The sequence below is a fragment of the Microbacterium sp. IO18 genome (assembly GCF_049099505.1).
Taxonomy (GTDB): Bacteria; Actinomycetota; Actinomycetes; order Actinomycetales; family Microbacteriaceae; genus Microbacterium; species Microbacterium aurugineum.
In genome coordinates this window covers 1,498,860-1,520,707 of sequence record NZ_JBMJAF010000001.1, presented here as the reverse complement: position 1 = coordinate 1,520,707, position 21,848 = coordinate 1,498,860, and the positions used below count along the sequence as shown (strand labels likewise).

Sequence of the window (21,848 nt, the reverse complement as noted above, 5' to 3'; positions counted from 1 at the left end):
TGAACCGCATGGCCTCGTACACGCATGGACACCACGAATCCGTCCTCCGCTCGCACAACTCGCGCGACATCGCGAACTCCGCGGCCTATCTTCGCCCGCACCTCACCGCGGCGACGCGGCTTCTCGACGTCGGGGCGGGGCCGGGCACCATCACCGCCGACTTCGCCGGGATCGTCGCCCACGTCACCGCGACCGAGATCGATGAGAACGCACTGTCCCTGTCGCGCGACCTCGCCGGCGAGCGGGGCCTGACGAACCTCGCCTTCTCGATCGAAGACGTGCATGCCCTGAGCTTCCCCGATGCCTCCTTCGACGTCGTGCACGCGCACCAGGTGCTGCAGCATGTCGGCGACCCGGTGCAGGCACTGCGGGAGATGCGCCGAGTGACCGCTCCGGGTGGCATCGTCGCCGCTCGCGATGCGGACTACGCGGGCTTCATCTGGTTCCCGATCCTGCCCGAACTCGACCGCTGGCTGACGCTGTACCAGGCAGCCGCGCGGGCGAACGGCGGGGAGCCCGATGCCGGAAGACGACTGTTGGCCTGGGCGCGCGCCGCGGGCTTCGAAGAGGTCACGGCGACGGCGTCCACCTGGTGCTACGCCTCTCCTTCCGAGCGTGCGTGGTGGGGCGGGATGTGGGCCGACCGCATCCTCGAGTCGGCACTCGCACGGCAGCTCGTCGACAGCGGCCTGGCGACGCGGGCCGAGCTGCAGGAGATCAGCGACGCCTGGAAGCGCTGGACCGATGACGGCGACGGCTGGTACCTCGTGCCGCACGGAGAGATCATCGCCCGCGTCTGACGAGCCGGGGATACATCCTGCGACGGATGCCCGCGCCCAGACCCTCGCGTAGCGTGGGGGAGTGATCCGCCCCCTGTCCCGCACGGCGCTGATCCTCGACATCGTCGGGGCTGCGCTGCTCTTCCTCGTCTTCGTCCCGATGTCGATCGTGTTCTACGGTCCGGGCACCGGGAACAGCGCGCTCGGGGGCGCGGCGGTCGTGGCCGTGGTCTTCGCCGCCGTCCTGATGTTCGGCGGTGTCGCGATCGGGCGACTCGCGCCCGGGCTCGCCCTCGCCGCCGCGTGGGCGGGCGCGATCCTCCAGATGCTGGCCGGATTCGGGCCGGTGCCGATCGACATCGCGATCCTGCTCGTGCTCTACGCCACGGCGGCCTGGGGAACTCGGCGCGTGCTCTGGTGGGGGTTCGGGTCCGCGCTTCTGGGCGGCCTCATCGCCGCGCTGTACATGGTGGTCGTCAACGGTGTCGCCTTCGGCACGAGCAGCGGCTGGGAGAAGGTGACGACGGGCACACTCCTGCTGGTGATCTCGGTCATGGCCCTCGGCTTCGCCTGGGTGTGCGGGTTGCTGTGGCGGGTCGTGCTGCGTGCGCGGCGCACCCGTGCGGCGCAGCTGCAGGCCGAGTCGCTCGCCATCGAGGAGCAGGAGCGGGTGCGCATCGCGCGGGACATGCACGACATCGTCGCCCACTCCCTGGCCGTCGTCATCGCGCAGGCGGACGGTGCACGGTATGCGGCAGCGGCGAAACCCGAGATGGCGACCGAGGCGCTCGGCACGATCGCGCAGACCGCGCGCGGAGCCTTGAGCGATGTGCGGATGCTGCTCACGCAGCTCCGGCACCGTCAGGGTGACGGTCCGCAACCGACCCTCGCCGACCTCGAAGCCCTGTTCGCGCAGGTCCGGCAAGCGGGAATCGAGCCGCGGGTCACGGTCGATCCCATGCCCCCGGGGGAGCCGCCCGGGGCCATCCAGCTCGCGGTGTACCGCATCCTGCAGGAGGCGCTCACGAACGCGATCCGGCACGGCGACGGCGCGGTCGACGTCCACCTCGCGTGGCTCGCGGACCGCGTCGACGTCGACGTGCGCAACACGGTGTCGCGCGACGCTGCCGTCGGTGTCGGAGGCCACGGCGTGATCGGGATGCGGGAGCGGGCGCAGCTCGTCGGCGGTAGTCTGCAAGCCGAGCGTCGAGGGGCGCAGTTCGTCGTCCATGCCACGCTTCCGATCGGAGCCGCCGAATGATCAGAGTCGTGCTCGTCGACGACCAGGCGCTGTTCCGTGCCGGTATCCGCATGCTCGTGGCTTCGCAGCCCGATCTCGAAGTGGTCGGCGAGGCGGGCGACGGGCGGGAGGCTCTCGAGGTCGTACGGGCGACGCGGCCGGACGTGGTGCTGATGGACATCCGGATGCCGGTCATGGACGGGCTCACCGCGACGGCCGAGATCCTCGCCCGTCCGGAGCCTCCGCGCGTCGTCATGCTCACCACGTTCGACCTCGACGAGGCCGCCGCCCGGGCGATCCGGCAGGGTGCGAGCGGCTTCCTGCTCAAGGACGCCGATCCCGAGTTTCTGCTCGCCGCGATCCGCACGGTGCACTCCGGTTCGAGCGTGATCGCGGCCGCGGCGACGCGCGACCTGTTCGCGCACTTCGCGGAAGCGCCGCGCCCGGTGCCTCCGCAGTACGACACGCTCACCGATCGCGAGAAGGAGATCTTCGCGCTCGCGGCACGCGGCTTGTCGAACGCCGAGATCGCCGGCCGGGAGTACCTCAGTGAGGCGACGGTGAAGACGCACATCAGCCGCATCCTCACGAAGCTCGTGCTGCGCGACCGGGTGCAGCTCGTGGTCTTCGCGTTCGAGCACGGCCTCGCCTGACCGTCGGTCGAGCACGGATCATCCTTGCGATGTACGCGGATGATCCGCCCGGGCGATGACCCGCAGGCAGCGACCGAAATAGCGTCGGAGGCATGGAGATCACGACCACCGACATGGGGCTCGCCGCCCGCGTCCAGCACCTGAAGAAGACCTACGGCTCGGGCGAGGGCACCGTCCGTGCGCTCGACGATGTCAGCGTGGGCATCCGCCGCGGACAGTTCACCGCGATCATGGGGCCCTCCGGCTCGGGGAAGTCCACCCTGATGCACATCATGGCGGGGCTCGACAGCCCCACGGAGGGCCGTGCGTGGATCGGCGACACCGAGATCACCGGGCTCGGTGACATCGACCTCACCATCCTGCGCCGCCGTCGCGTGGGCTTCATCTTCCAGGCGTTCAACCTCGTCCCCACGCTCGACGCACGTGCCAACATCATGCTGCCGTTCGAGCTCGACGGCCGGCGTCCGAGTGCGATCGAACGCGCCAGGATCGACGGTCTCATCGAGACCCTCGGCCTCGGCTCACGCCTGAACCACCGGCCCCATCAGCTGTCGGGCGGGCAGCAGCAGCGGGTCGCGATCGCCCGCGCTCTCGCCACCGCGCCCGACCTCGTGTTCGCGGATGAGCCCACCGGGAACCTCGACTCGAAGACAGGCCGAGAGGTGTTGCGTCTGCTCGCCACGGCGAGCCGGGAGCACGGGCAGTCCATCGCGATGGTCACGCATGACGCGATCGCCGCGAGTCACGCCGACCGCGTGCTGTACCTCGGAGACGGCCGCATCGTCGCGGACCACCCTCGGCAGACCGCGGAGGAGATCTCCGCGTACATGCTCGCCGCGGAGGTGGCCGCGTGACCGCCGTCGCGTCGGTCGTCCCCGAGAGTCGGGCGACCGGACCGCGTCTGGCCTGGCTGCGTGATCGCGGTATGGGCGCCAGCATCCTGGTGGCCGCACTGTCGGCCGCGTTCGGGGTGCTCCTCGTGGAGATCACCGCCTACATCGGCGCCGTGTTGCAGGCCGACCCGTTCATCGGCGACAGCGGGACGCTCGCGTTCGTCGTCGCGCTCCTGTCGGTGCTGCTGACGGTGGTCGCGATGTATGTCGCGGCGATCGTCACGGCGAACACCTTCTCGACGATCATCGCCGGGCGCACCCGGCAGATCGCTCTCCTCCGTCTGATCGGAGCGACGGCGCGCTCGCAGCGGGCCGAGGTGGGCACGCAGGGCCTCGTGGTCGGGCTGATCGGTGCGGTACTCGGCCTTCTGGCCGGACTCGTGCTGGCGGCGATCGGGGTCCAGGTCGGCGCCCAGTTCCTCGACAACGTCCCGACCTCCTTCTCCCTCGCGCAGCCATTCGTGGCGCTTCCGGCGGTCGGCGTCGCGCTCACCACCTGGGCCGCAGCCTGGGCCGGCTCGCGACGGGTGCTCTCGGTGACCCCGCTGCAGGCCCTCGGCGGCGCAGTGGAGCGCACGCACGAAGAGGTCTCGGGCACACAGGGACGACACATCGGCGCCTGGATCCTGCTCCTCACCGGTGCGGCACTGCTGGCGGGTGGGGTGGTGGTCGGCCTCATGACGCCCCTCGGCGTCGTGGTCGCCTTCTTCGGCGGGGTGCTCTCGTTCACCGGCCTGGCCCTCGGCTCCGTGCTGTTCATGCCGCCCGTGCTGCGGTTGGTGGGGCGGATGTTCGGGTCGAGCGCCACCGCGCGACTCGCCGCCGAGAACGCACTGCGGTATCCGGAGCGCTCGTCGCGGATGGCGATCGGCGTGGTGATGGGGGTGACCCTGGTGACGATGTTCGCTGTCGCGCTCGAGTCCGCGAAGCGTCTGATGATGAGCCAGGTCACGGGAGAGATCCCCGATGAGTTCTTCGCCCCGATGGACGCCTTCGCCGCGATCATGATGGTGCTCGTGGCCGTCTCTGCCGTGATCGCCGCGGTCGGCCTCGTGAACCTGCTCACGATCGGTGTCGTGCAGCGCCGTCGCGAACTCGGTCTGCTGCGCTCGATCGGTCTGTCCAACGGGCAGGTGCGGCGGATGGTCCTCTTGGAGGCGACGCACATCACCGTCGCGGCGACGCTGACCGGACTCGTGCTGGGCATCGTGTATGGCTGGATCGCCGCGCAGTCGCTCTTGGGATCCGTCCCGACCCTGCCCGACTTCGTCCCCGCCGGCCTCGTGGCACCGCAGATCCCGTGGATCCCGGTGGCGATCATCGTCGCCTCCACGGCCGTGCTCACCCTCGTGGCCGCGGCGACGCCCACCCGCCTGGCGACGCGGGTGGCTCCGGTGGAGGCGCTCGCGGCGGACTGACGCCTCTAGGCTGGTCGGATGCCGTCGCCGTTCGATCAGTCCACGTATCAGGTCCGCCTCGAGTGGGGCACCGCGGGCCTCGCCCGCCTCGCCCCCACTGACATCGTGGTGGTCGTGGATGTGCTGCGATTCTCCTCCACGGTCATCGATGCGGTGGTGTCCGGCACGGAGGTCGTGCTGGCGGAGGCGGAGGGCTGGTCGCGGAACGGCGCGGCAGTGGCCGCGGCGGCAGCACCGGATGCGACCGTGCTGATCGGCGGTGTTCGCAACGCCTCTGCCGTGGCACGTGCGGTGCAGACGCTCCAGGAGCGGCGGCAGGCGCGCACCTCGGTCGCGATCGTCGCCGCGGGGGAGGCCGATGCGGAGGGAACGCTGCGGTTCGCGGTCGAGGACCAGCTCGGCGCGGGGGCGATCGTCCTGGCCCTCTCGGATCGCGGCATCGATCACACGGCCCCGGATGCGGCGGTCGCCGCCGAGGGGTTCCGTGCGCTGCGAGGTGCCCTGCGGCACATGATCGGCGCGAGCGGGTCAGGGCGCGAGCTCGCAGGGGGTGTCGAGGCGACCACCCGTATCGAGGCAGCCGGTCTGGTGCCGACGTCGACGACGGACGCTGCCGCGCTCGACGCGGTCGACGTCGTCCCGGTGCTGCGGGCGGGGGCGTTCGTCCCGTTCGCCTGATCCCCCGGCACGGACTCGTGCGGCGAGGGAGGCTCCGGTTCGGCTCAGGGCACGTAGGGTCGTGGCATGAGGTACCTCCCCGCCGTCATCGTCGACATCGTGCTCGTGCTGGTCTTCGCGGCGATCGGCCGGGCCTCGCACGACGAGAACCCCGCCGGGTTCCTGCTCACCGCCTGGCCCTTCCTGATCGCGGTGCTCCTCGGGCATCTCCTCGCCGCTCTGCTCCCGGGCAGGCCGCGCCGCCCGTGGTCCGTCCTGTGGGGCGTGGTCGTGTGGATCGTGACGGTCGCAGGCGGAATGCTCATCCGCGTGCTCAGCGGTGACACCGCCGAGGTGCCGTTCATCATCGTCGCGACGCTGGTCCTCGGCGCGTTCCTCGTCGGCTGGCGCGGGATCGCGGCGTTGCTTCGCCGCCGACGTGGCGCCGCCCCTCACCATGACCTCGCGGACTCGACCGAGCAGGGGGACTGAGGCGACCCGGCCACCTGAGTCGCGGTCAGCGCGGCATCTGCGCGGCGAGACGCACGTCGGACGAGATCTCGCGCCGCGTCCAGGCGAACAGGTGTCGGGCGTCGTAGGTGCGCGAACAGCGCGCGCAGGAAGTGGGGCGGGTCGGTCGGCGGTGGCGGTACGTCACGTGACCCGCGGGGCAGCTTCCCACCCAGGGGGCGAGCTCGACGGCGGTCTCTCCGTGGTGCGTCGTGCCGCCGACGTATCCGAGGTCGCGCGCGACGCGCTTCCACGCCGGTCCGTGCGCCGCTGCGTGACCGGCGAGGGCGTGCGCGACCTCGTGCAGCAGCACCTGGTGGATCTCGTCGTCATCGAACCGCGCGGCCAGATAGCGCGAGACCGTGATGCGCTGTTTCGTGTAGTCGCACTGCCCGGCACGGCGCTTGGCATTGTCGAAGCCGAAGGACCAGCTGTCATCGAGATGCAGCGTGATCAGTGCTTCGCCCCAGACGCGCACACGGTCGAGTTCCGCCATGCGATCAGGGTAAGCCATGCGACCGACATCGCGGTCGCGGGACGCCTCAGCCCGCGATGAGCTGTGAGGGGCGATGCCGCTCGGCCGCTTCGATCGCGAGCAGCGCGGTTTCCAGTTCGCTGTCCTGTGCACCGGACTCACGACGCAGGAACAGCGACTGCTTGAAGCTCTCCCGAGCGGTCTCGAAGTCCCCGGCGTCGTAGGCGTTCTTGCCGTGGTGCTGATACGCGAAGGCCGCGATCGACAGCCACCGTTGTCCCTCGGCCTCGGTCGCGCAGGTCGCAAGCTCCTGTTCGGCAGCAGCGTGCGCTCCCCGATACTGCAAGATCGTCGCGTGCAGCACGCGAGCGCGGAGCACGTCCTTGCGGGTGCCGGCCATGCGCGCCTGGCGGACGGTCTCGTCGGCCAGCGCGAGCGCCTCATCCAGGCGGTCGAGCACTTTCAACAGCCAGACCCGCTCCAGCAGTGCGGGCAGGCTCCGCTGCCCCTCGATCTCCGCGAGACGGGTCGCGCACTCGTCGAGATCGACCACCTCGCGGAGGGTCTCCTGGTCGTATCCCCGGATGAAACTCATTGCTCTCCTTCCGCAGCGTCCCCGTCCAGTCTGCCTTCCGGTCGCGGGGTCGTCCCGGCGGCGCGCCCTGGTCTCCGCATCCGGCGTCGTCGCTGTGCCGGATCGGCCGGCTCAGCGCAGGAACAGCGAGGCGTCGGGACGCGGTGAGGCGACGGCATCCGCATCCGTGACGATGCGGGCGCCCTGAGTGAACGTCTCGACCTCGGCGCCCTGGGCGATCTTCGCGGGGTGGGGGCCGGCGGCGAGGATCCGCGGCAGCCATTCCGTCGGCAGGGGAGCGGCGGACGCCGCGATCACGAGGTTCCCGAATCGTCTGCCCTTGAGCACCTGGGTGTCGGCGAGGACGGCGACCTCCGGGAGGACCTCCGCGATCGTCGCCGTCTGGCGCCGGGCGAAGGCGAGGCCGGGACCATCGGCGACGTTGACGAGGAGTACGCCGCCGGGAGCCAGCAGCTCCGCGAGCTCGCGGTAAAACTCGACGCTGGTGAGGTGTGCGGGCGTCTGCGCCCCCGAGTAGACGTCGGAGACGACGAGGTCGCAGTTCGCCCGCAGTGCGTTCGGGAGCTTCGTGACGCCCGCGCGCGCATCGCCGATCCTGATCCGGATGGAGGCGCCCTTCGGCAGTGGGAGGTGCTCCCGGACCAGCTGTGCCAGCGGAGCCTCCAACTCGATGACCTGCTGGCGGGAGCCGGGGCGCGTCGCTTCGATGTAGCGGGGGATGGTCATCGCGCCGGCGCCGAGGTGCACGGCGGTCAGCGGGCCTGCGGCGAGCTGATCGATCACCGCCCCCATGCGCACGATGTACTCGAAGTGCAGGTGCGTCGGGTCGTCGAGGTCGACGTGCGACTGCGGGGTGCCGTCGACGATCAGCTCGAAGCCCGTGGTGAACTCCGACGGCATGACACCGGCGATGCCCCCATGATCGAGTCGGGCCTGCGGGTGCTCGGTGTCGCGCGATCTCGTCCGGCCCATGGGCACGAGCCTACGCTCCGGGGAGGGGCTCAGCGCAGCTTGCCGTTGGCGCACGTCTCCTGCTCGACCGTCTGGCCGGAGATGGCCGGGTCGAGCGTGGCACGCGGCGAGGGTGTCCCGGTGGGAGGTGCCTCGGTCGCCGGTTCCTCCGGATCGGTTCCCGGCGCGGGGTCGACGAGCTCGACGCCGCCGTTGTTGCTGGCCTTGCCCGTCAGCTGCACCGACTGGCCGGCCTTGAGTGCATCCCAGATCGTCGCTGCAGCCTCGCGGTTGGGGATGACGCGGTCGGAATCGTCCGGGTCCTCGAACACGGGGTACTGCACGAAGACGAACTCGGAGAACGGCACGTCCTTGATGGACAGGGCGAGCTGCGCCAGACGCACCGGGTTGGCCAGCTGGTCGCTCGGGTCGATGTTGTCGACGACGGTGTTGGCGAGTCCGAGCACCTTGCCGGGGTCGGTGAGGACCTCGTCGCTCATGATCTTCTTCACCAGGCGCGACATGTACTGCTGCTGGTTCGACACCCTCGCCATGTCGCTCTCGTCGCCGACGCCGTGCCGCGTGCGGATGAACTGGAGGGCTTCGTAGCCGGAGACGGTGCGGGGGCCCGGCGCCCAGTCGAGAGCGGTGTGGCTGTCTCGGATGCCGTCGCCGCCGATGCACACCTCGACGCCGCCGATCGCATCGGTCACCTCCATCACGCCGTCGAAGTCGATCTTCGCGGCGAAGGGGATCTCCATGCCCGTGAGCTCGGTCACCGTCTTCGCCACGCAGGACAGTCCTGCTCGCTGGAAGATCGAGTTGATCTGCGTCTTGCTCGTGGACGAGGCGACGGATCCGTCGGGCAGGGTGCACTCCGGCGTCTCGAGCATCAGATCACGAGGGAGCGAGATCGCCGTGACCTTGCGGGGTTCCGCCGACACGTGCACGAGCAGGTTCACGTCGTTGAGGATCCCGCCGTCAGCCTCGGAGCAGCGCTCACCCAGCAGGCCCGTCGACACCGCACCGCACTCGTCGGTCCCGATGATGAGCATGCTGAACTCGCCGGGGTAGGCACTGATCGAGGGCGGCTCGACCTCCGGCGCACCCTCCAGCGTGACGGCACCGTCGTTGAATCGGTTGAAGTAGTCGGTCACGACGAAAGCGGCGACGGCGATCGCGGAGACGAGCACGACGCCCAGCGTGATTCCGGCGATCTTCAGGAAACCTCTGGCGGGCCCGGGAGAGGGGAGCGTCGCGTGGCGGGCGACCGTCGAACGGTCCTTGTCGGGAGTGCGGCGAACCATCCGGGGAGCCTACCGGGGGAAGCTGATGTTACGGCCATATGACGATTGTGGGAGCAACTTGCAGGGAATTAGTTAGTCGTGGATACTTTTTCCTAACCCCCGGTGAGTACCCGATGCTTTCCAGGACTTTCAAAGAGGAGATCCCCGCAATGCACAAGCGCATTCTCTCGGCCGTGGCGCTCGGCGCCGTGGCCACGCTCGCCCTCGCCGGCTGCGCCGGCGGCAGCGACACCGGTTCGGCCGACGGTGAGGGCAAGGAGCTCACCGTCTGGATCATGAAGGGCACCAACCCCGACGCGACCGCCTTCTACGACGACGTCTCGGCAGCCTTCGAGAAGGAGACCGGTGCGACGGTCAAGATCGAGGAGATCCAGTGGGCCGACGCTCACGATCGCTTCGTGACCTCCATCGCCGGTGGCACGACCCCCGACATCGCCGAGACCGGCACCACCTGGACCGCCGAGTTCGCCGACGCCGGAGCACTCCTTCCGATCGACGAGTACGTCGACGGTGAGAAGGACCTGCGCGGCGACCTGGTCGAGGGCCTCGAGGTCGCCGGCACCTACGACGGTGAGCTCTACGGCATGCCCTGGTACGCCGGCGTCCGCTCGCTCGTCTACCGCGCCGACGTGTTCGAGGAGCTCGGTCTCGACGCTCCGAAGACGTGGGACGACATCGTCGCCGCGGGTGACGCGATCAAGGCTGCCAAGCCCGACATGCTGCCGTTCCCGGTTCCGGGTGACGCCGAGTTCCAGGTCTACCCCTGGGTCTGGGGCGCCGGCGGCGAGATCGCCACGAAGGACGGCGACACCTGGACGAGCGAGCTCGACAGCGCCGAGTCGCAGGCGGGCATCGAGTTCTACACGGGCCTGGCGACCGAGCACGGCTTCTCCTCCGCAGGTGCCACCACCTGGAAGGAGACCGACCTCCGCGACGCGTTCACGCAGGGCAACGTCGCCATGATGCTCTCCGGCTCCTGGACGCCGAACTCGCTCATCGAGGCGAACCCCGAGCTCGAAGGCAAGATCGGCGCCGCGGTCATCCCCGGCGAAGACGGCGGCATCGCCCCGTCCGTGCTGGGCGGATCGCACCTCTCGATCTTCAACACGACCAAGAACGCCGACCTGGCGTGGGAGTTCGTGAAGCTCGTCACCACCGGTGAGTTCGCCGAGCAGTGGTCGAACGAGACCGGCTACTTCCCGGGCGTGCAGTCCGCGATGGAGGAGGCCCTCGCCTCGACCGACCCGCTCGTCGCACCGTTCGCCGAGCAGATGGTCGACGGCGGCGCATCCGTGCCGGTCACCCCGAACTTCGGCGCCGTGCAGGCGAAGAAGACGACCAACTCCATGATCCAGGCCATCCTCAGCGGGCAGAAGGACGTCGCCACCGCGACGAAGGACGCCGCCGCCGAGATGACCGAACTGCTCAACCAGTAAGGAAGCATCCCTTCCATGTCGATGGTGCAAGCGCCACTGCCGGCCACGAAGGCGGAGTCCACCTCCGCCTCCGTGGCCGGCGGCCGGAAGCGACGCGGTCTCTCGATCGTCGCGGCCCGCCCCTGGCTCCTTCTCGCGCCCGGGCTGGCCATCCTCGCGGTGCTCATGCTCTGGCCGCTCGTCCAGGTGTTCATCTACTCGCTGCAGGACTACGGCCTGCGTGAGATCAACACCGGGGAGAACAACTGGATCGGCTTCGACAACTACGTCGAGGCGCTCACCAACCCGACTCTCTGGACGGTGGTGCTGCCCAACACGGTCGGGTTCGCCGCCGTCGCGGTGTTCGTCACCGTGGCCGTCGGCACGCTCGTGGCCCTGCTCCTGGCACGCCTCGGCACGACCTGGCGGGTCATCGTCTCCAGCTGCATCATGGTCGCGTGGGCGATGCCCGCCGTGACCGGCACGTACGTCTGGACCTTCATCTTCGATGCCGACCGCGGCATCTTCAACCAGGTCCTCATGGACCTCGGTCTCATGAGCGATCCGGTCAACTGGTTCACGAACCAGTGGTCGTTCTACGCCATCGTGCTCCTCAACGTGGTCCACCACGGCTTCCCGTTCGTGGCGATCACCGTGCTGGCCGGCCTCCTCGGCGTCTCGAAGGAGATGCTCGAAGCCGCAGCGCTCGACGGTGCGGGCGCCTGGCGCCGCTTCTGGAAGATCATCTTCCCGACGCTCAGGCCCGTGTTCTCGGTCGTGATCATCCTCTCGACCATCTGGGACTTCAAGGTCTTCGCACAGGTGTATCTGATGCCCGGCGGCGGGGGTGGCAACCGTCAGGTGCTGAACCTCGGTGTCTGGTCCTACGTCGAGTCCTTCGGACAGAACCGCTACGGATTCGGTGCCGCTCTCGCCGTGCTGCTCACCCTCGTGCTCATCGGCATCACGATCGTCTACATCCGCTCCCTCATGAAGGAGGACGAGCTGTGAACCCGCGTCCGAGGCTCCGCTCCCGCATCGGCACCGGCATCGCGGTCGCCGCGGTCCTGATCTTCACCCTGTTCCCCGTCTACTGGATGGTCTCCAGCGCCTTCGACGCCAAGGCCTCCAGCGGCGGGCAGTCGTTGGTCCCCCAGGAATTCACGTGGGACAACTTCGCCTTCGTCTTGACCGAGGGGGGCTTCGGCACCTACCTCCGCAACTCGGCGATCGTCGCGCTCGTCACCGTGCTCGTCAGTGCGCTCGTGTGTCTGCTCGCCGCGGTCGCGGTCGCGCGGTTCAAGTTCAAGTTCCGCACCATGATCCTGATGATGATCCTCATCGTGCAGATGGTGCCGCTCGAGGCGCTCGTCATCCCGCTCTTCCTCCAGGTCAAGAGCCTTGGTCTGCTCAACAGCATCCTCGGACTCATGGTCGTGTACGTCGCGCTGTCCCTCGCGTTCGGCATCTGGATGCTGCGCGGCTTCGTGGCCGCCGTCCCCGTCGAGCTCGAAGAGGCCGCGTACATCGACGGCGCGAGCTGGTGGCGGATGTTCCGTTCGGTGCTGCTGCCCCTGGTCATGCCCGGTCTGGTCGCGACGAGCATCTTCAGCTTCATCACCGCATGGAACGAGTTCATCTTCGCGATGACGATCCTCGGCGCGCAGACCGACCAGTACACGGTCTCGATCGGTCTGAAGTCGTTCTTCGGCCTCTACTCCAACGACTGGGGCAGCATCATGGCGGCCTCGACCATCATCACTGTCCCGGTCATGATCTTCTTCGTCCTCGTGCAGCGCAAGCTCGCCTCGGGCATGGTCGCAGGAGCGGTGAAGGGATGACCGACGAGCTCGAGCGCCTCGCGAACGGTGTGCTGTGGCCGGGATTCTTCGGCACCGAAGCACCGGAGTGGTTGCGCCAGGAACTGCGTGACGGCCTGGCCGGCGTGGTGTACTTCGGCCAGAACGTCGGCGAACGACTCCCGGCCTTGAGCGCCGAGATCCTCGACGCGAACCCGAACGCCCTGATCGGCATCGACGAAGAGGGCGGCAGCGTCACGCGCCTCGAATCCGCCACCGGCTCCACCGTGCCCGGAGCCGCTCAGCTCGGGCTCCTCGACGACCTGGTCGCCTCGGAGCGGACCGGCGCGGAACTCGCCCGGCGGGTCCGTGCGGTCGGTGCGAACGTCGTGCTCGGTCCGGTCGCCGACGTCAACACCGACCCTCGCAATCCGGTGATCGGTGTGCGGGCCTTCGGTGACGACGAGGCGCTCGTCTCCCGTCACGTGGTCGCGACGATCGACGGCATCCAGGACTCCGCGGTCGCCGCGTGCGTGAAGCACTTCCCCGGCCACGGCGACACCCACCTCGACTCGCACCACTCCCTTCCCGAGATCACTCTCGACGTCGAGGAGTTCGAACGGGTGCACCTGGAGCCGTTCCGCGCGGCGGTCGACGCCGGCGTCGATGCCGTGATGACCGCCCACATCGTGGTCCCGGCGTGGGGCGAGCAGCCCGCGACGCTCAACCCCCGCGTGCTCGGAAAGCTGCGCGACTGGGGCTATGACGGCGTCATCATCACGGATGCGCTGGACATGGCCGCCATCCGCGAGACGGTCGGACTCGGTGGGGGAGCGGCGCTCGCCCTCGCTGCCGGCGCCGACCTCCTCTGCATCGGCAACCCGACCAACCCGGGTGACGCCGCGCTTGTGGACCAGGACGAACGGGACTTCCACGCGGCCAGGGACGGGATCGTCGCCGCGTTGCGCGACGGCTCGCTCTCCCGTGCGCGCGTGGAGGAGGCGGCCGCTCGCGTCGCCGCACTCGCCACCAAGCTCCGCGCCGCCGCAGAGCTCGGGCACGACGACCCGGACGACTACGACGCCGCGGAGATCGTGCGTCGGACGGTGACGGTCTCCGGCGATGCCCCCGAGGCAGCCACGGCCCTCGCGGTCATCGACGCGCGCCGCCGGTCGACCCTCGCCGTCGACAGTGCGGGATCGTACGTGGCGAATGCCCTCGCCGCAGACGGACTCCGTGTGCGCCTGGACGTCGCGTCCGCCGACCTGCCGGAGCAGGACCGTGTGCTCGACGAGGTCACGGCGGCGCCCGGTACGACGGTGCTGCTGATCGACAGGCCGGACACGGATGCCGCGCAGCGCTCTCTCGTCGAGCGGGCGGCTGTCCGTGATCCCGGAGCGGTCGTCGTCAACGTCGGTCTTCCGACGCGGAGTCCCCTTCCGCTGCCCACCATCGAGGTCGCCGCTGCCAGTAGGCTCGGTGCGCAGATGGCGAGGGAAGCACTCCTGGGGCGCTTCGCCGTGACGCAGAGGATGAACAGCGCCGGCTGAGACAGGACCCCCATGGACGATGACGTTCTCGCTCGGGTGCGACGCTCCCTTCCGAAGGTGAGTGCCGCAGAGGCACGGGTTGCCGAGACGATCCTCGGAGACCCCACGCTCGTCGTGGACCTCGCGATCAACGATCTCGCCCAGCTCTGCCACACGTCCCTGTCGACGGTCGCCCGCTACGCCCAGTCCCTGGGCTACTCCGGGTATCGGGAACTCCGGGTCGCGGTCGCGCGTGCCATCACGCTCGCGCAGGCGCAGCAGGCGCGCTTCGGCCTGGACACCACGGCGATCGACAGGGAGGACGGGCCGACGGCCATCGCGGCCAAGCTCGCCGCGCAGGAGATCGACGCGATCGAGCAGACCGCGCTCGCCCTCGATGCCGATGCCCTCGACCGGGTCGCTCGCGCGGTGGTCGGTGCACGGCACATCGACCTCTTCGGGCAGGCGGCGTCGTCCCTGACGGCGCAGGACCTGCTGCTGAAGCTGTCCCGCATCGGATGCTCGGTCTCGCACTCCTCGGATCCGCATCTCGCGGTGACCGCCGCCGCTCTGCGCACCACCGGTGATGTGGCGATCGCGTTCTCGCACGGCGGCGAGACCGCCGAGACGATCCGTGCTCTCGACGTCGCGCGCGACGCCGGAGCCCTGGCGGTCGCGGTGACCAGCGTGGCCGATTCACCGGTGGCGCTCGCGGCGGATGTCGTGCTGCTCACGCACGCGCGGGAGTCGCCGTTCCGGATGGCCGCGATGTCGAGCCGTATCGCCCAGCTCGCCCTGGTCGACGTGCTCTTCGTCCGCGTCGTGCAGCACAGCGGTGAACCGGTGGCCGTGTCGTTGCAGCGCACGCACGACGCGGTCCCGTCGCGACGGAGGCCCTGAGGCCACTCTTCCCGGACCGAGGGCGTGTCAGTCGACGTGGTCGCGGGTGCTGACGAGCGCGCGCGTCGCGATGCGATGTCCGCGGGCGAGGCTTCCCGTGAGTGAGAGTCCGGTGAGGACGCCGGCCAGGAATCCGGCGGCGAAGGCATCCCCGGCACCGATCGTCTCGACGACGGGGGCGTCGAGCGCTTCACTCTCGGCACGTTCGGTGCCGTCGTAGGCGACGGCGCCGCCGGAGTCGGTGACCAGCAGGTACCGGGGCTCGGGGAAGAGCGCACGGAGCTCCTGCGGGTCACTGGTCCCGAACACCGCCGCGGCGTCGGGACGGGTGCAGAACACGATGTCGGCCCGGCGGGCGAAGTCCGAGACGACCGCCTTCCCCTCCGCCATGCGGCCACGCCACAGCGCGGGCCGCCAGTTCAGGTCGAAGCTGAGCAGACTGTCGGGACGCCGGTCGGCGAACAGCGATTCCTGCGCCGCGAGTGCCGATGCGGACAGGGCCGGGGTGATTCCGGAGGTGTGCACGAGCGCCGCCTCGGCGAGGAGTGCGGAGGTCCTCGGCTCGGCCAACGTCTGCGGGGACATCGCCGAGGCCGCGGAACCCGACCGGTAGTAGTGCATCGTGCCGTCGACCGCGCCATCCGCTCGCGGGGCGAGCTCCTTCACATAGAGTCCGGTCGGCGCGTCGGCGTCGACCTGCACCGCGGAATCGTCGACGCCGTGGGCGCGCAGCTCCGCCCTGAGGAAGCGACCGAACCCGTCATCGCCGACGCGCGAGACGACGGCGGTGCGGATACCGGCGGACGCCAGGGCGATCGCGGTGTTCCACTCGGCTCCCGCGAGGGAGCGGTGGAAGGTCCGGCAGTCCTCCAGCGGTCCCGCGGCGGCCGCGACCAGGGCGACCATACCTTCTCCGAAGCATACGGCGAGCGTGGGGGAGTCGGGCACGATCTGGACACTACCGGATCGACGCCTGTCGCGCCGATACCGGATTGCAACCTGGATGCGTTTGGTATCTGAGGATCCGCTGGGTACCGTCTAGTCATCACCGTCCCCGAGGCGAAGAGGCTTCGGGACGCGCAAAGAAGCGCCCGACAGGGAAGGTCACACAATGCACCAATCAGTCAAGCGTCGGCGAGGTCTCATCGCCGCAGCCGGAGCCACGATCGCCGCTCTCGCCCTCGCCGGGTGTGTCGCGAGCGAACGAGGAGATGACGGCGCCGAGGGCTCCGGCGACGTGGACGGGACGTTCGTCTTCGCGGCGTCCTCCGACCCGGCGAGCCTCGACCCCGCGTTCGCGCAGGACGGCGAGAGCTTCCGCGTCTCGCGTCAGATCTTCGAGGGTCTCGTCGGCACCGAGCCCGGCACCGCCGACCCCGCGCCGCTCCTCGCCGAGAAGTGGGAGTCGTCCGAGGACGGCATGTCGCATACGTTCACGCTCAAGGAGAACGTGACCTTCCAGGACGGGACGCCGTTCAACGCCGAGGCCGTCTGCGCCAACTTCGACCGCTGGTTCAACTGGACCGGTCTGGCCGCCTCTGAGGCCTTCGGCTACTACTACAACAAGCTCTTCAAGGGGTACGCCTCCAACGCGGCGGATGCCGTCTACAAGTCGTGCACCCCGGACGGCGACTACTCGGTCACGGTCGACCTGAACAAGCCGTTCGCCGGCTTCGTCGCTTCCCTCTCGCTGCCCTCGTTCGCCATGCAGAGCCCGTCGGCCATGCAGGAGTTCGGCGCCGACGACGTCAGTGGTTCTGCCGAGGCACCGCAGCTGTCCGAGTACGCGATGGGACACCCGGTGGGTACCGGGCCGTACCAGTTCGAGGAGTGGGCACCGGGCGAGCAGGTCACGCTCACGGCCTACGACGACTACTGGGGCGATGCCGGTCAGATCGACGAGATCATCTTCCGCACGATCGATGACCCGACCGCCCGCCGCCAGGCACTCGAGTCCGGCTCGATCGACGGCTACGACCTCGTCGGCCCCGCCGACACCAAGGCCCTCGCCGACGACGGGTTCACGATGGTCTCGCGCCCGCCGTTCACGATCCTGTACCTCGCGTTCAACCAGGCCGTCCCGGAGCTCCAGGACCCGAAGGTCCGCGAGGCGCTGTCGTACGCCGTCGACAAGGACGCCCTGATCAGCCAGGTGCTCCCCGAGGGCACGCAGAAGGCGATCGAGTTCGTCCCCGAGGTCGTCAACGGCTACAACCCGGACGTGACGACCTTCGACTACGACCCCGAGAAGGCCAAGTCGCTGCTGGCCGAGGCGGGCTACGACGAGGCGAACCCGCTGAAGCTGACGTTCAACTACCCGGTCAACGTCTCTCGCCCCTACATGCCGGACCCCGAGCAGATCTACACGGTCCTGTCGTCGCAGCTCTCCGAAGTCGGCGTCGAGACCACCCCGGTCTCGGAGGAGTGGGTCGAGTACCTCGACCGCACCACCGGCACGGCCGACCACGGCATCCACCTGCTGGGCTGGACCGGTGACTACAACGACACCGACAACTTCGTCGGCGTCTTCTTCGGACAGAAGAGCTCCGAGTGGGGCTTCGACAACCCGGAGCTGTTCCAGAAGCTGACCGAGGCGCGCGGCGTCTCCAACCTCGAGGAGCAGACCGCGCTGTACGAAGAGATCAACGAGATGGTCGCCACGTTCATCCCCGGTGTCCCGCTCGCGCACCCCGCGCCGACCCTGGCGTTCGACCCGCGCGTGGAGAGCTACCCGGCCAGCCCCGTGAACGACGAGGTCTTCACCGACATCGTCCTCACCAAGTAGGCCTGACCGTGTGATACGTCGAACCCCGGTCCCGCGCACTCCGCGGGACCGGGGAACGGCGTACCTTCCGATCGACGGAGATCTTCGTGCTGCGCACCATCGGCAGGCGACTGCTGTTCCTCATCCCCACCCTGTTCGGGCTCAGCATCCTGCTGTTCGCCTGGGTCAGGGCCCTTCCCGGCGGCCCCGCGGTCGCCCTCCTCGGCGAGAAGGCCACCCCCGAGGCCATCGCCAGGGTCAACGAGCTCTACGGCTTCGACGAGCCGATCATCCAGCAGTACTTCACCTGGATCGGCCGGCTCCTGCAGGGCGACTTCGGAACGTCCATCCAGACGAACCGGCCGGTGACGGAGGAGTTCCTCCGCCGGTTCCCCGCGACGCTGGAGCTGAGCGTCATGGCGCTCATCTTCGCGGTCGGCATCGGTATCCCGCTGGGCTACTGGGCGGCCCGCCGTCACGGCAAGTTCACCGACCATGCATCGGTCGTGCTGAGCCTCGTCGGCATCACGATCCCGGTGTTCTTCCTGGCGTTCATCCTGAAGTACGTGTTCGCCGTGCAGCTGGGCTGGCTGCCGTCGGACGGACGACAGGATCCTCGAATAGACGCCACCCATCCCACGGGGTTCTATGTGTGGGACGGCATCATCACCGGTGAATTCGACGCCGCATGGGACGCGATCCTGCATCTGATCCTGCCGGCGCTCGCGCTCGGGACGATCCCGCTCGCGATCATCGTGCGCATCACCAGGGCGAGTGTGCTGGAAGTCCAGAACGCGGACTACGTGCGCACCGGTCGGGCGAAGGGCGTCGGTTCCCCGACGCTGCGCAACCGCTTCATCCTGCGCAACGCCATGCTCCCGGTGATCACCACGATCGGCCTGCAGACCGGACTCCTGATCTCCGGGGCGGTGCTCACCGAAACGGTGTTCGCCTTCCCCGGCATCGGCTCGTTCCTGGCGAGGGCGATCTTCACCAGGGACTTCCCGGTCCTTCAGGGTTTCATCATCTTCATCGCGATCGCGTACGCGCTGATCAACCTGGCGGTCGATGTCTCCTACAGCTTCATCGACCCGAGAGTGAGGGTGCAGTGATGTCCCTCTCCATCGTCCGAAAGGAGGCGGTCGCATGAGCATCCCTCTTCCGCCCGCCCAGGGGCCATCGGCAGAGAGCGGCGGCGGCATCGACACCGTCGCGATCGCGCAGGCCGACCTGAAGAAGAGCTCCGGCGGATTCTGGCAGGACGTGTTCCGCCGCCTCCGTCGCAATCCCACGGCCTGGATCGGCGCCGTCATCGTGCTGCTGTTCCTGCTCGTCGCCGCACTCGCCCCCTGGCTGGCTCCGTACCCGGAGACGGCGCTTCCCGGGGCGAAGTACATCACGCCGACCCACATCCCCGGTCCGGGGGAGCTGCCGGAGTTCCCGCTCGGCCTCGACCGCTTCGGCGGGGACGTGCTGTCGAAGCTGATCTGGGGCGCGCAGGCATCACTCCTGATCGGTGTCATCTCGACCGCGATGGGCCTCGTCGGCGGCATGATCCTCGGCCTCATCGCCGGGACGTTCGGCGGCTGGGTCGACACCGTGATCATGCGCGTGGTCGACATCATCCTCTCGGTGCCGAACCTGCTGCTCGCGGTGTCGATCGCCGCGATCCTCGGGCAGACCCCGTTCGCCGTGATGATCGCCATCGGTGCGTCCCAGGTGCCGATCTTCGCGCGGCTGCTCCGTGCGTCGATGCTGCAGCAGCGTTCGAGTGACTACGTCCTGTCGGCGCAGACGCTCGGCCTCGGCCGCGGCAAGATCACCATGTCGCACGTGCTCCCCAACGCCATCGGCCCCGTGATCGTGCAGGGGACGCTGACGCTCGCAACCGCCGTGATCGATGCGGCGGCACTGTCGTTCCTCGGTCTCGGCGGCGGTGGCCCCGCGACGGCCGAGTGGGGGCGCATGCTCACCTACGCACAGTCCGAACTCGCGATCGCCCCGTGGCTCGCGTTCCTCCCCGGCATCTGCATCGCCGTCACGGCGCTCGGCTTCACCCTCCTCGGCGAGGCGTTGCGCGAGGCGATGGACCCGCGGACGAGGGCGCGATGAACGCACGCGACGAAGGCGCGACGCGCGCCGTGAAGGAGAATCAGATGTCGACCGAGCCGTTGCTGTCGGTCCAAGGACTCGCCGTGGACTTCGCCACCATGGACGGGGTCGTGCACGCCGTCGAAGGTGTCGACCTCGAGATCCGTCCGGGCGAGACCGTCGCCATCGTGGGCGAGTCCGGTTCGGGCAAGTCGACCACCGCGATGGCGATCATCGGACTTCTCGCGGGGGGCGGGAAGGTGGCCTCCGGGAGCATCCGGCTCGACGGGAAGGACATCACCCACGCCTCCGAGAACGAGCTGCGCACGATCCGCGGCCGGGACATCGGTCTCGTCCCGCAGGATCCGATGTCGAACCTGAACCCGGTGGCCAAGATCGGCACGCAGGTCGCCGAGACGCTGCTCGCCCACGGTCTCGCGACCCGGCAGGATGTGCAGGCCAAGGTGGTGGAGGCACTCACGGCCGCGGGCCTTCCCGACCCGGAGCGGCGTGCGAAGCAGTACCCGCACGAGTTCTCCGGCGGCATGCGCCAGCGCGCGCTCATCGCGATCGGTCTGGCGTGCAAGCCGCGACTGCTGATCGCCGACGAGCCGACCAGCGCCCTGGATGTGACCGTGCAGCAGACCATCCTCGATCAGATCGGCCAGATGACCCGCGAGCTGGGAACGGCCGTGCTGCTCATCACCCACGACCTCGGGCTCGCCGCCGAGCGCGCGGAGCGCGTGATCGTGATGCACCGCGGCAAGGTCGTCGAGCAAGGAGCCGCGCGGCAGATCCTGGAGGATCCGCAGCATCCGTACACGCAGTCGCTGGTGAAGGCCGCTCCCTCGGTCGCCGCCGCCCGACTGCGGCCGGAGGCCTTCCGGGTGCAGGAGCGCACCGCAGAGACGGATGCCGCAGAGACGGATGCCGCCGGGACCGTCCCCGCCGACAACATCGTCGAGATCGAGAACCTCACCAAGGTGTACCCGGTGCGGGGGCGTGGTGAGGACTTCGTGGCCGTCGACGACGTGTCGCTGGTCATCCCGCGCGGGGAGACGGTCGCGATCGTGGGGGAGTCCGGCTCGGGGAAGACCACGACCGCGCGGATGCTGCTGAAGGTGATCGAGCCCACGAGCGGACTGATCCGCTACGAGGGCAAGGACATCTCGGCGCTCTCGCGGGCCGAGACGCGCGAGTTCCGCCAGCAGGTGCAGCCCATCTTCCAGGATCCGTACTCGAGCCTGAACCCCATGTTCACGATCGAGCGTCTGATCGCCGAACCTCTGGAGTTCTACAAGAGGGGCAGCGGAGCCGATCGACGCACGCGCGTACGGCAGCTGCTGGACGACGTGGCGCTGCCGCAGTCGATGCTGCGTCGCTACCCGTCCGAGCTGTCCGGAGGTCAGCGGCAGCGCGTCGCGATCGCGCGGGCCCTCGCGCTCTCTCCCGATGTGATCGTCTGCGACGAGCCGGTCTCGGCGCTCGACGTGCTGGTGCAGGACCAGATCCTCACGCTGCTCGGCGACCTGCAACGGGAGTACGGACTGAGCTATCTGTTCATCTCCCACGACCTCGCCGTGGTGCGACTGATCAGCGACTACGTCTGCGTCATGAAGGACGGCAGGCTCGTCGAGGCGGCGACCTCGGAGGAGATCTTCACCAACCCGCGGGACCCGTACACGCGGCGACTGCTGGCCTCGATCCCCGGCAACGAGCTGAACATCGCGTCCTGAGAGCACCGGGCCAGGGCTCATACCGCAGCTTCCCACATTGGTCAAGGACTGCGCTTGCCATGTCGCACAATCGTGCGTATAGTTGGTAGTTGCGCTCGCTCCTCCCTGCCCTCATATGGTGGTCGGCATTTCGTTG

Annotated in this window: 21 protein-coding genes; 16 read left to right on the top strand and 5 right to left on the bottom strand. The window is 69.0% G+C overall.

Annotated elements, in window-relative coordinates; genetic code table 11:
• Window positions 1-8: 8 nt before the first annotated feature.
• From ACLF6J_RS07345 to ACLF6J_RS07315, 7 genes are all read left to right on the top strand, one after another.
• Complete coding sequence (locus tag ACLF6J_RS07345) at window positions 9-800, top strand: class I SAM-dependent methyltransferase (RefSeq protein ID WP_134353063.1); 792 nt, start codon at window positions 9-11, stop codon at window positions 798-800.
• A gap of 61 nt (window positions 801-861) precedes the next feature.
• Window positions 862-2,040, top strand: coding sequence for a sensor histidine kinase (locus ACLF6J_RS07340; protein ID WP_047520744.1), 1,179 nt, complete (start codon window positions 862-864; stop codon window positions 2,038-2,040).
• A complete protein-coding gene (locus ACLF6J_RS07335) occupies window positions 2,037-2,672 on the top strand; it encodes a response regulator (protein WP_047520746.1) in 636 nt (211 codons plus the stop codon). Before ACLF6J_RS07340 ends, ACLF6J_RS07335 begins: the two co-directional genes overlap by 4 nt.
• 92 nt (window positions 2,673-2,764) lie before the next feature.
• Entirely contained in the window at window positions 2,765-3,526 is a 762-nt protein-coding gene (locus ACLF6J_RS07330; protein ID WP_047520748.1) for an ABC transporter ATP-binding protein, read from the top strand.
• Window positions 3,523-4,983, top strand: a complete 1,461-nt coding sequence (locus ACLF6J_RS07325) for an ABC transporter permease (protein WP_134353064.1) — start codon at window positions 3,523-3,525, stop codon at window positions 4,981-4,983. Before ACLF6J_RS07330 ends, ACLF6J_RS07325 begins: the two co-directional genes overlap by 4 nt.
• A gap of 18 nt (window positions 4,984-5,001) precedes the next feature.
• Entirely contained in the window at window positions 5,002-5,661 is a 660-nt protein-coding gene (locus tag ACLF6J_RS07320; RefSeq protein WP_134353065.1) for a 2-phosphosulfolactate phosphatase, read from the top strand.
• A 66-nt stretch (window positions 5,662-5,727) separates the two neighbouring features.
• The gene (locus ACLF6J_RS07315) at window positions 5,728-6,132 is read left to right on the top strand and encodes a DUF3054 domain-containing protein (RefSeq protein WP_134353066.1); all 405 of its coding nucleotides are present in this window, start codon (window positions 5,728-5,730) and stop codon (window positions 6,130-6,132) included.
• A gap of 25 nt (window positions 6,133-6,157) precedes the next feature.
• Here the strand turns inward: ACLF6J_RS07315 and ACLF6J_RS07310 are convergent, their stop codons facing one another.
• The 4 genes from ACLF6J_RS07310 to ACLF6J_RS07295 all read right to left on the bottom strand — a co-directional run bounded on the left by ACLF6J_RS07310 (window position 6,158) and on the right by ACLF6J_RS07295 (window position 9,478).
• Window positions 6,158-6,646 carry a SprT-like domain-containing protein gene (locus ACLF6J_RS07310; protein WP_047520761.1) on the bottom strand — a complete coding sequence of 163 codons (489 nt, stop codon included), beginning with the start codon at window positions 6,644-6,646 and terminating at the stop codon, window positions 6,158-6,160.
• Window positions 6,647-6,692: 46 nt separating this feature from the next.
• Window positions 6,693-7,220, bottom strand: coding sequence for a hypothetical protein (locus tag ACLF6J_RS07305; protein WP_047520763.1), 528 nt, complete (start codon window positions 7,218-7,220; stop codon window positions 6,693-6,695).
• 111 nt (window positions 7,221-7,331) lie between these two features.
• Entirely contained in the window at window positions 7,332-8,192 is an 861-nt protein-coding gene (locus tag ACLF6J_RS07300; RefSeq protein ID WP_134353067.1) for a spermidine synthase, read from the bottom strand.
• Window positions 8,193-8,221: 29 nt separating this feature from the next.
• On the bottom strand, window positions 8,222-9,478 hold the full coding sequence (locus ACLF6J_RS07295) for an LCP family protein (RefSeq protein WP_134353068.1): 1,257 nt from the start codon (window positions 9,476-9,478) through the stop codon (window positions 8,222-8,224).
• 149 nt (window positions 9,479-9,627) lie between these two features.
• On the opposite strand from ACLF6J_RS07295, the gene ACLF6J_RS07290 reads away from it, so the two are divergent.
• Genes ACLF6J_RS07290 through ACLF6J_RS07270 form a run of 5 tightly spaced genes read left to right on the top strand, consistent with a single transcriptional unit; the run spans window position 9,628 to window position 15,121 of the window.
• Entirely contained in the window at window positions 9,628-10,914 is a 1,287-nt protein-coding gene (locus ACLF6J_RS07290) for a sugar ABC transporter substrate-binding protein (RefSeq protein WP_131491789.1), read from the top strand.
• Between the two features lie 15 nt (window positions 10,915-10,929).
• Window positions 10,930-11,904, top strand: coding sequence for a carbohydrate ABC transporter permease (locus tag ACLF6J_RS07285; RefSeq protein WP_047520770.1), 975 nt, complete (start codon window positions 10,930-10,932; stop codon window positions 11,902-11,904).
• Window positions 11,901-12,734 (top strand): carbohydrate ABC transporter permease, encoded by an 834-nt coding sequence (locus tag ACLF6J_RS07280; RefSeq protein WP_047520772.1) that lies wholly within the window; start codon window positions 11,901-11,903, stop codon window positions 12,732-12,734. Before ACLF6J_RS07285 ends, ACLF6J_RS07280 begins: the two co-directional genes overlap by 4 nt.
• Window positions 12,731-14,242: a glycoside hydrolase family 3 N-terminal domain-containing protein gene (locus ACLF6J_RS07275; protein WP_134353069.1), complete on the top strand. Its 1,512-nt coding sequence runs from the start codon at window positions 12,731-12,733 to the stop codon at window positions 14,240-14,242. The genes ACLF6J_RS07280 and ACLF6J_RS07275 overlap by 4 nt, the downstream gene beginning before the upstream one ends.
• Before the next feature lie 12 nt (window positions 14,243-14,254).
• The gene (locus ACLF6J_RS07270; protein ID WP_047520776.1) at window positions 14,255-15,121 is read left to right on the top strand and encodes a MurR/RpiR family transcriptional regulator; all 867 of its coding nucleotides are present in this window, start codon (window positions 14,255-14,257) and stop codon (window positions 15,119-15,121) included.
• Window positions 15,122-15,148: 27 nt separating this feature from the next.
• Here ACLF6J_RS07270 and ACLF6J_RS07265 read toward each other — a convergent pair whose 3' ends face one another.
• Complete coding sequence (locus ACLF6J_RS07265) at window positions 15,149-16,069, bottom strand: sugar kinase (RefSeq protein WP_134353070.1); 921 nt, start codon at window positions 16,067-16,069, stop codon at window positions 15,149-15,151.
• A gap of 163 nt (window positions 16,070-16,232) precedes the next feature.
• Here ACLF6J_RS07265 and ACLF6J_RS07260 point away from each other — a divergent pair, with 163 nt between their 5' ends.
• From ACLF6J_RS07260 to ACLF6J_RS07245, 4 genes are all read left to right on the top strand, one after another.
• The gene (locus ACLF6J_RS07260) at window positions 16,233-17,906 is read left to right on the top strand and encodes an ABC transporter substrate-binding protein (protein ID WP_047520780.1); all 1,674 of its coding nucleotides are present in this window, start codon (window positions 16,233-16,235) and stop codon (window positions 17,904-17,906) included.
• Window positions 17,907-17,992: 86 nt separating this feature from the next.
• Window positions 17,993-18,997: an ABC transporter permease gene (locus ACLF6J_RS07255; protein ID WP_047520782.1), complete on the top strand. Its 1,005-nt coding sequence runs from the start codon at window positions 17,993-17,995 to the stop codon at window positions 18,995-18,997.
• A 34-nt stretch (window positions 18,998-19,031) separates the two neighbouring features.
• The gene (locus ACLF6J_RS07250; RefSeq protein ID WP_047520784.1) at window positions 19,032-19,997 is read left to right on the top strand and encodes an ABC transporter permease; all 966 of its coding nucleotides are present in this window, start codon (window positions 19,032-19,034) and stop codon (window positions 19,995-19,997) included.
• The gene (locus ACLF6J_RS07245; protein WP_134353071.1) at window positions 19,994-21,712 is read left to right on the top strand and encodes an ABC transporter ATP-binding protein; all 1,719 of its coding nucleotides are present in this window, start codon (window positions 19,994-19,996) and stop codon (window positions 21,710-21,712) included. The genes ACLF6J_RS07250 and ACLF6J_RS07245 overlap by 4 nt, the downstream gene beginning before the upstream one ends.
• Window positions 21,713-21,848 lie beyond the last annotated feature (136 nt).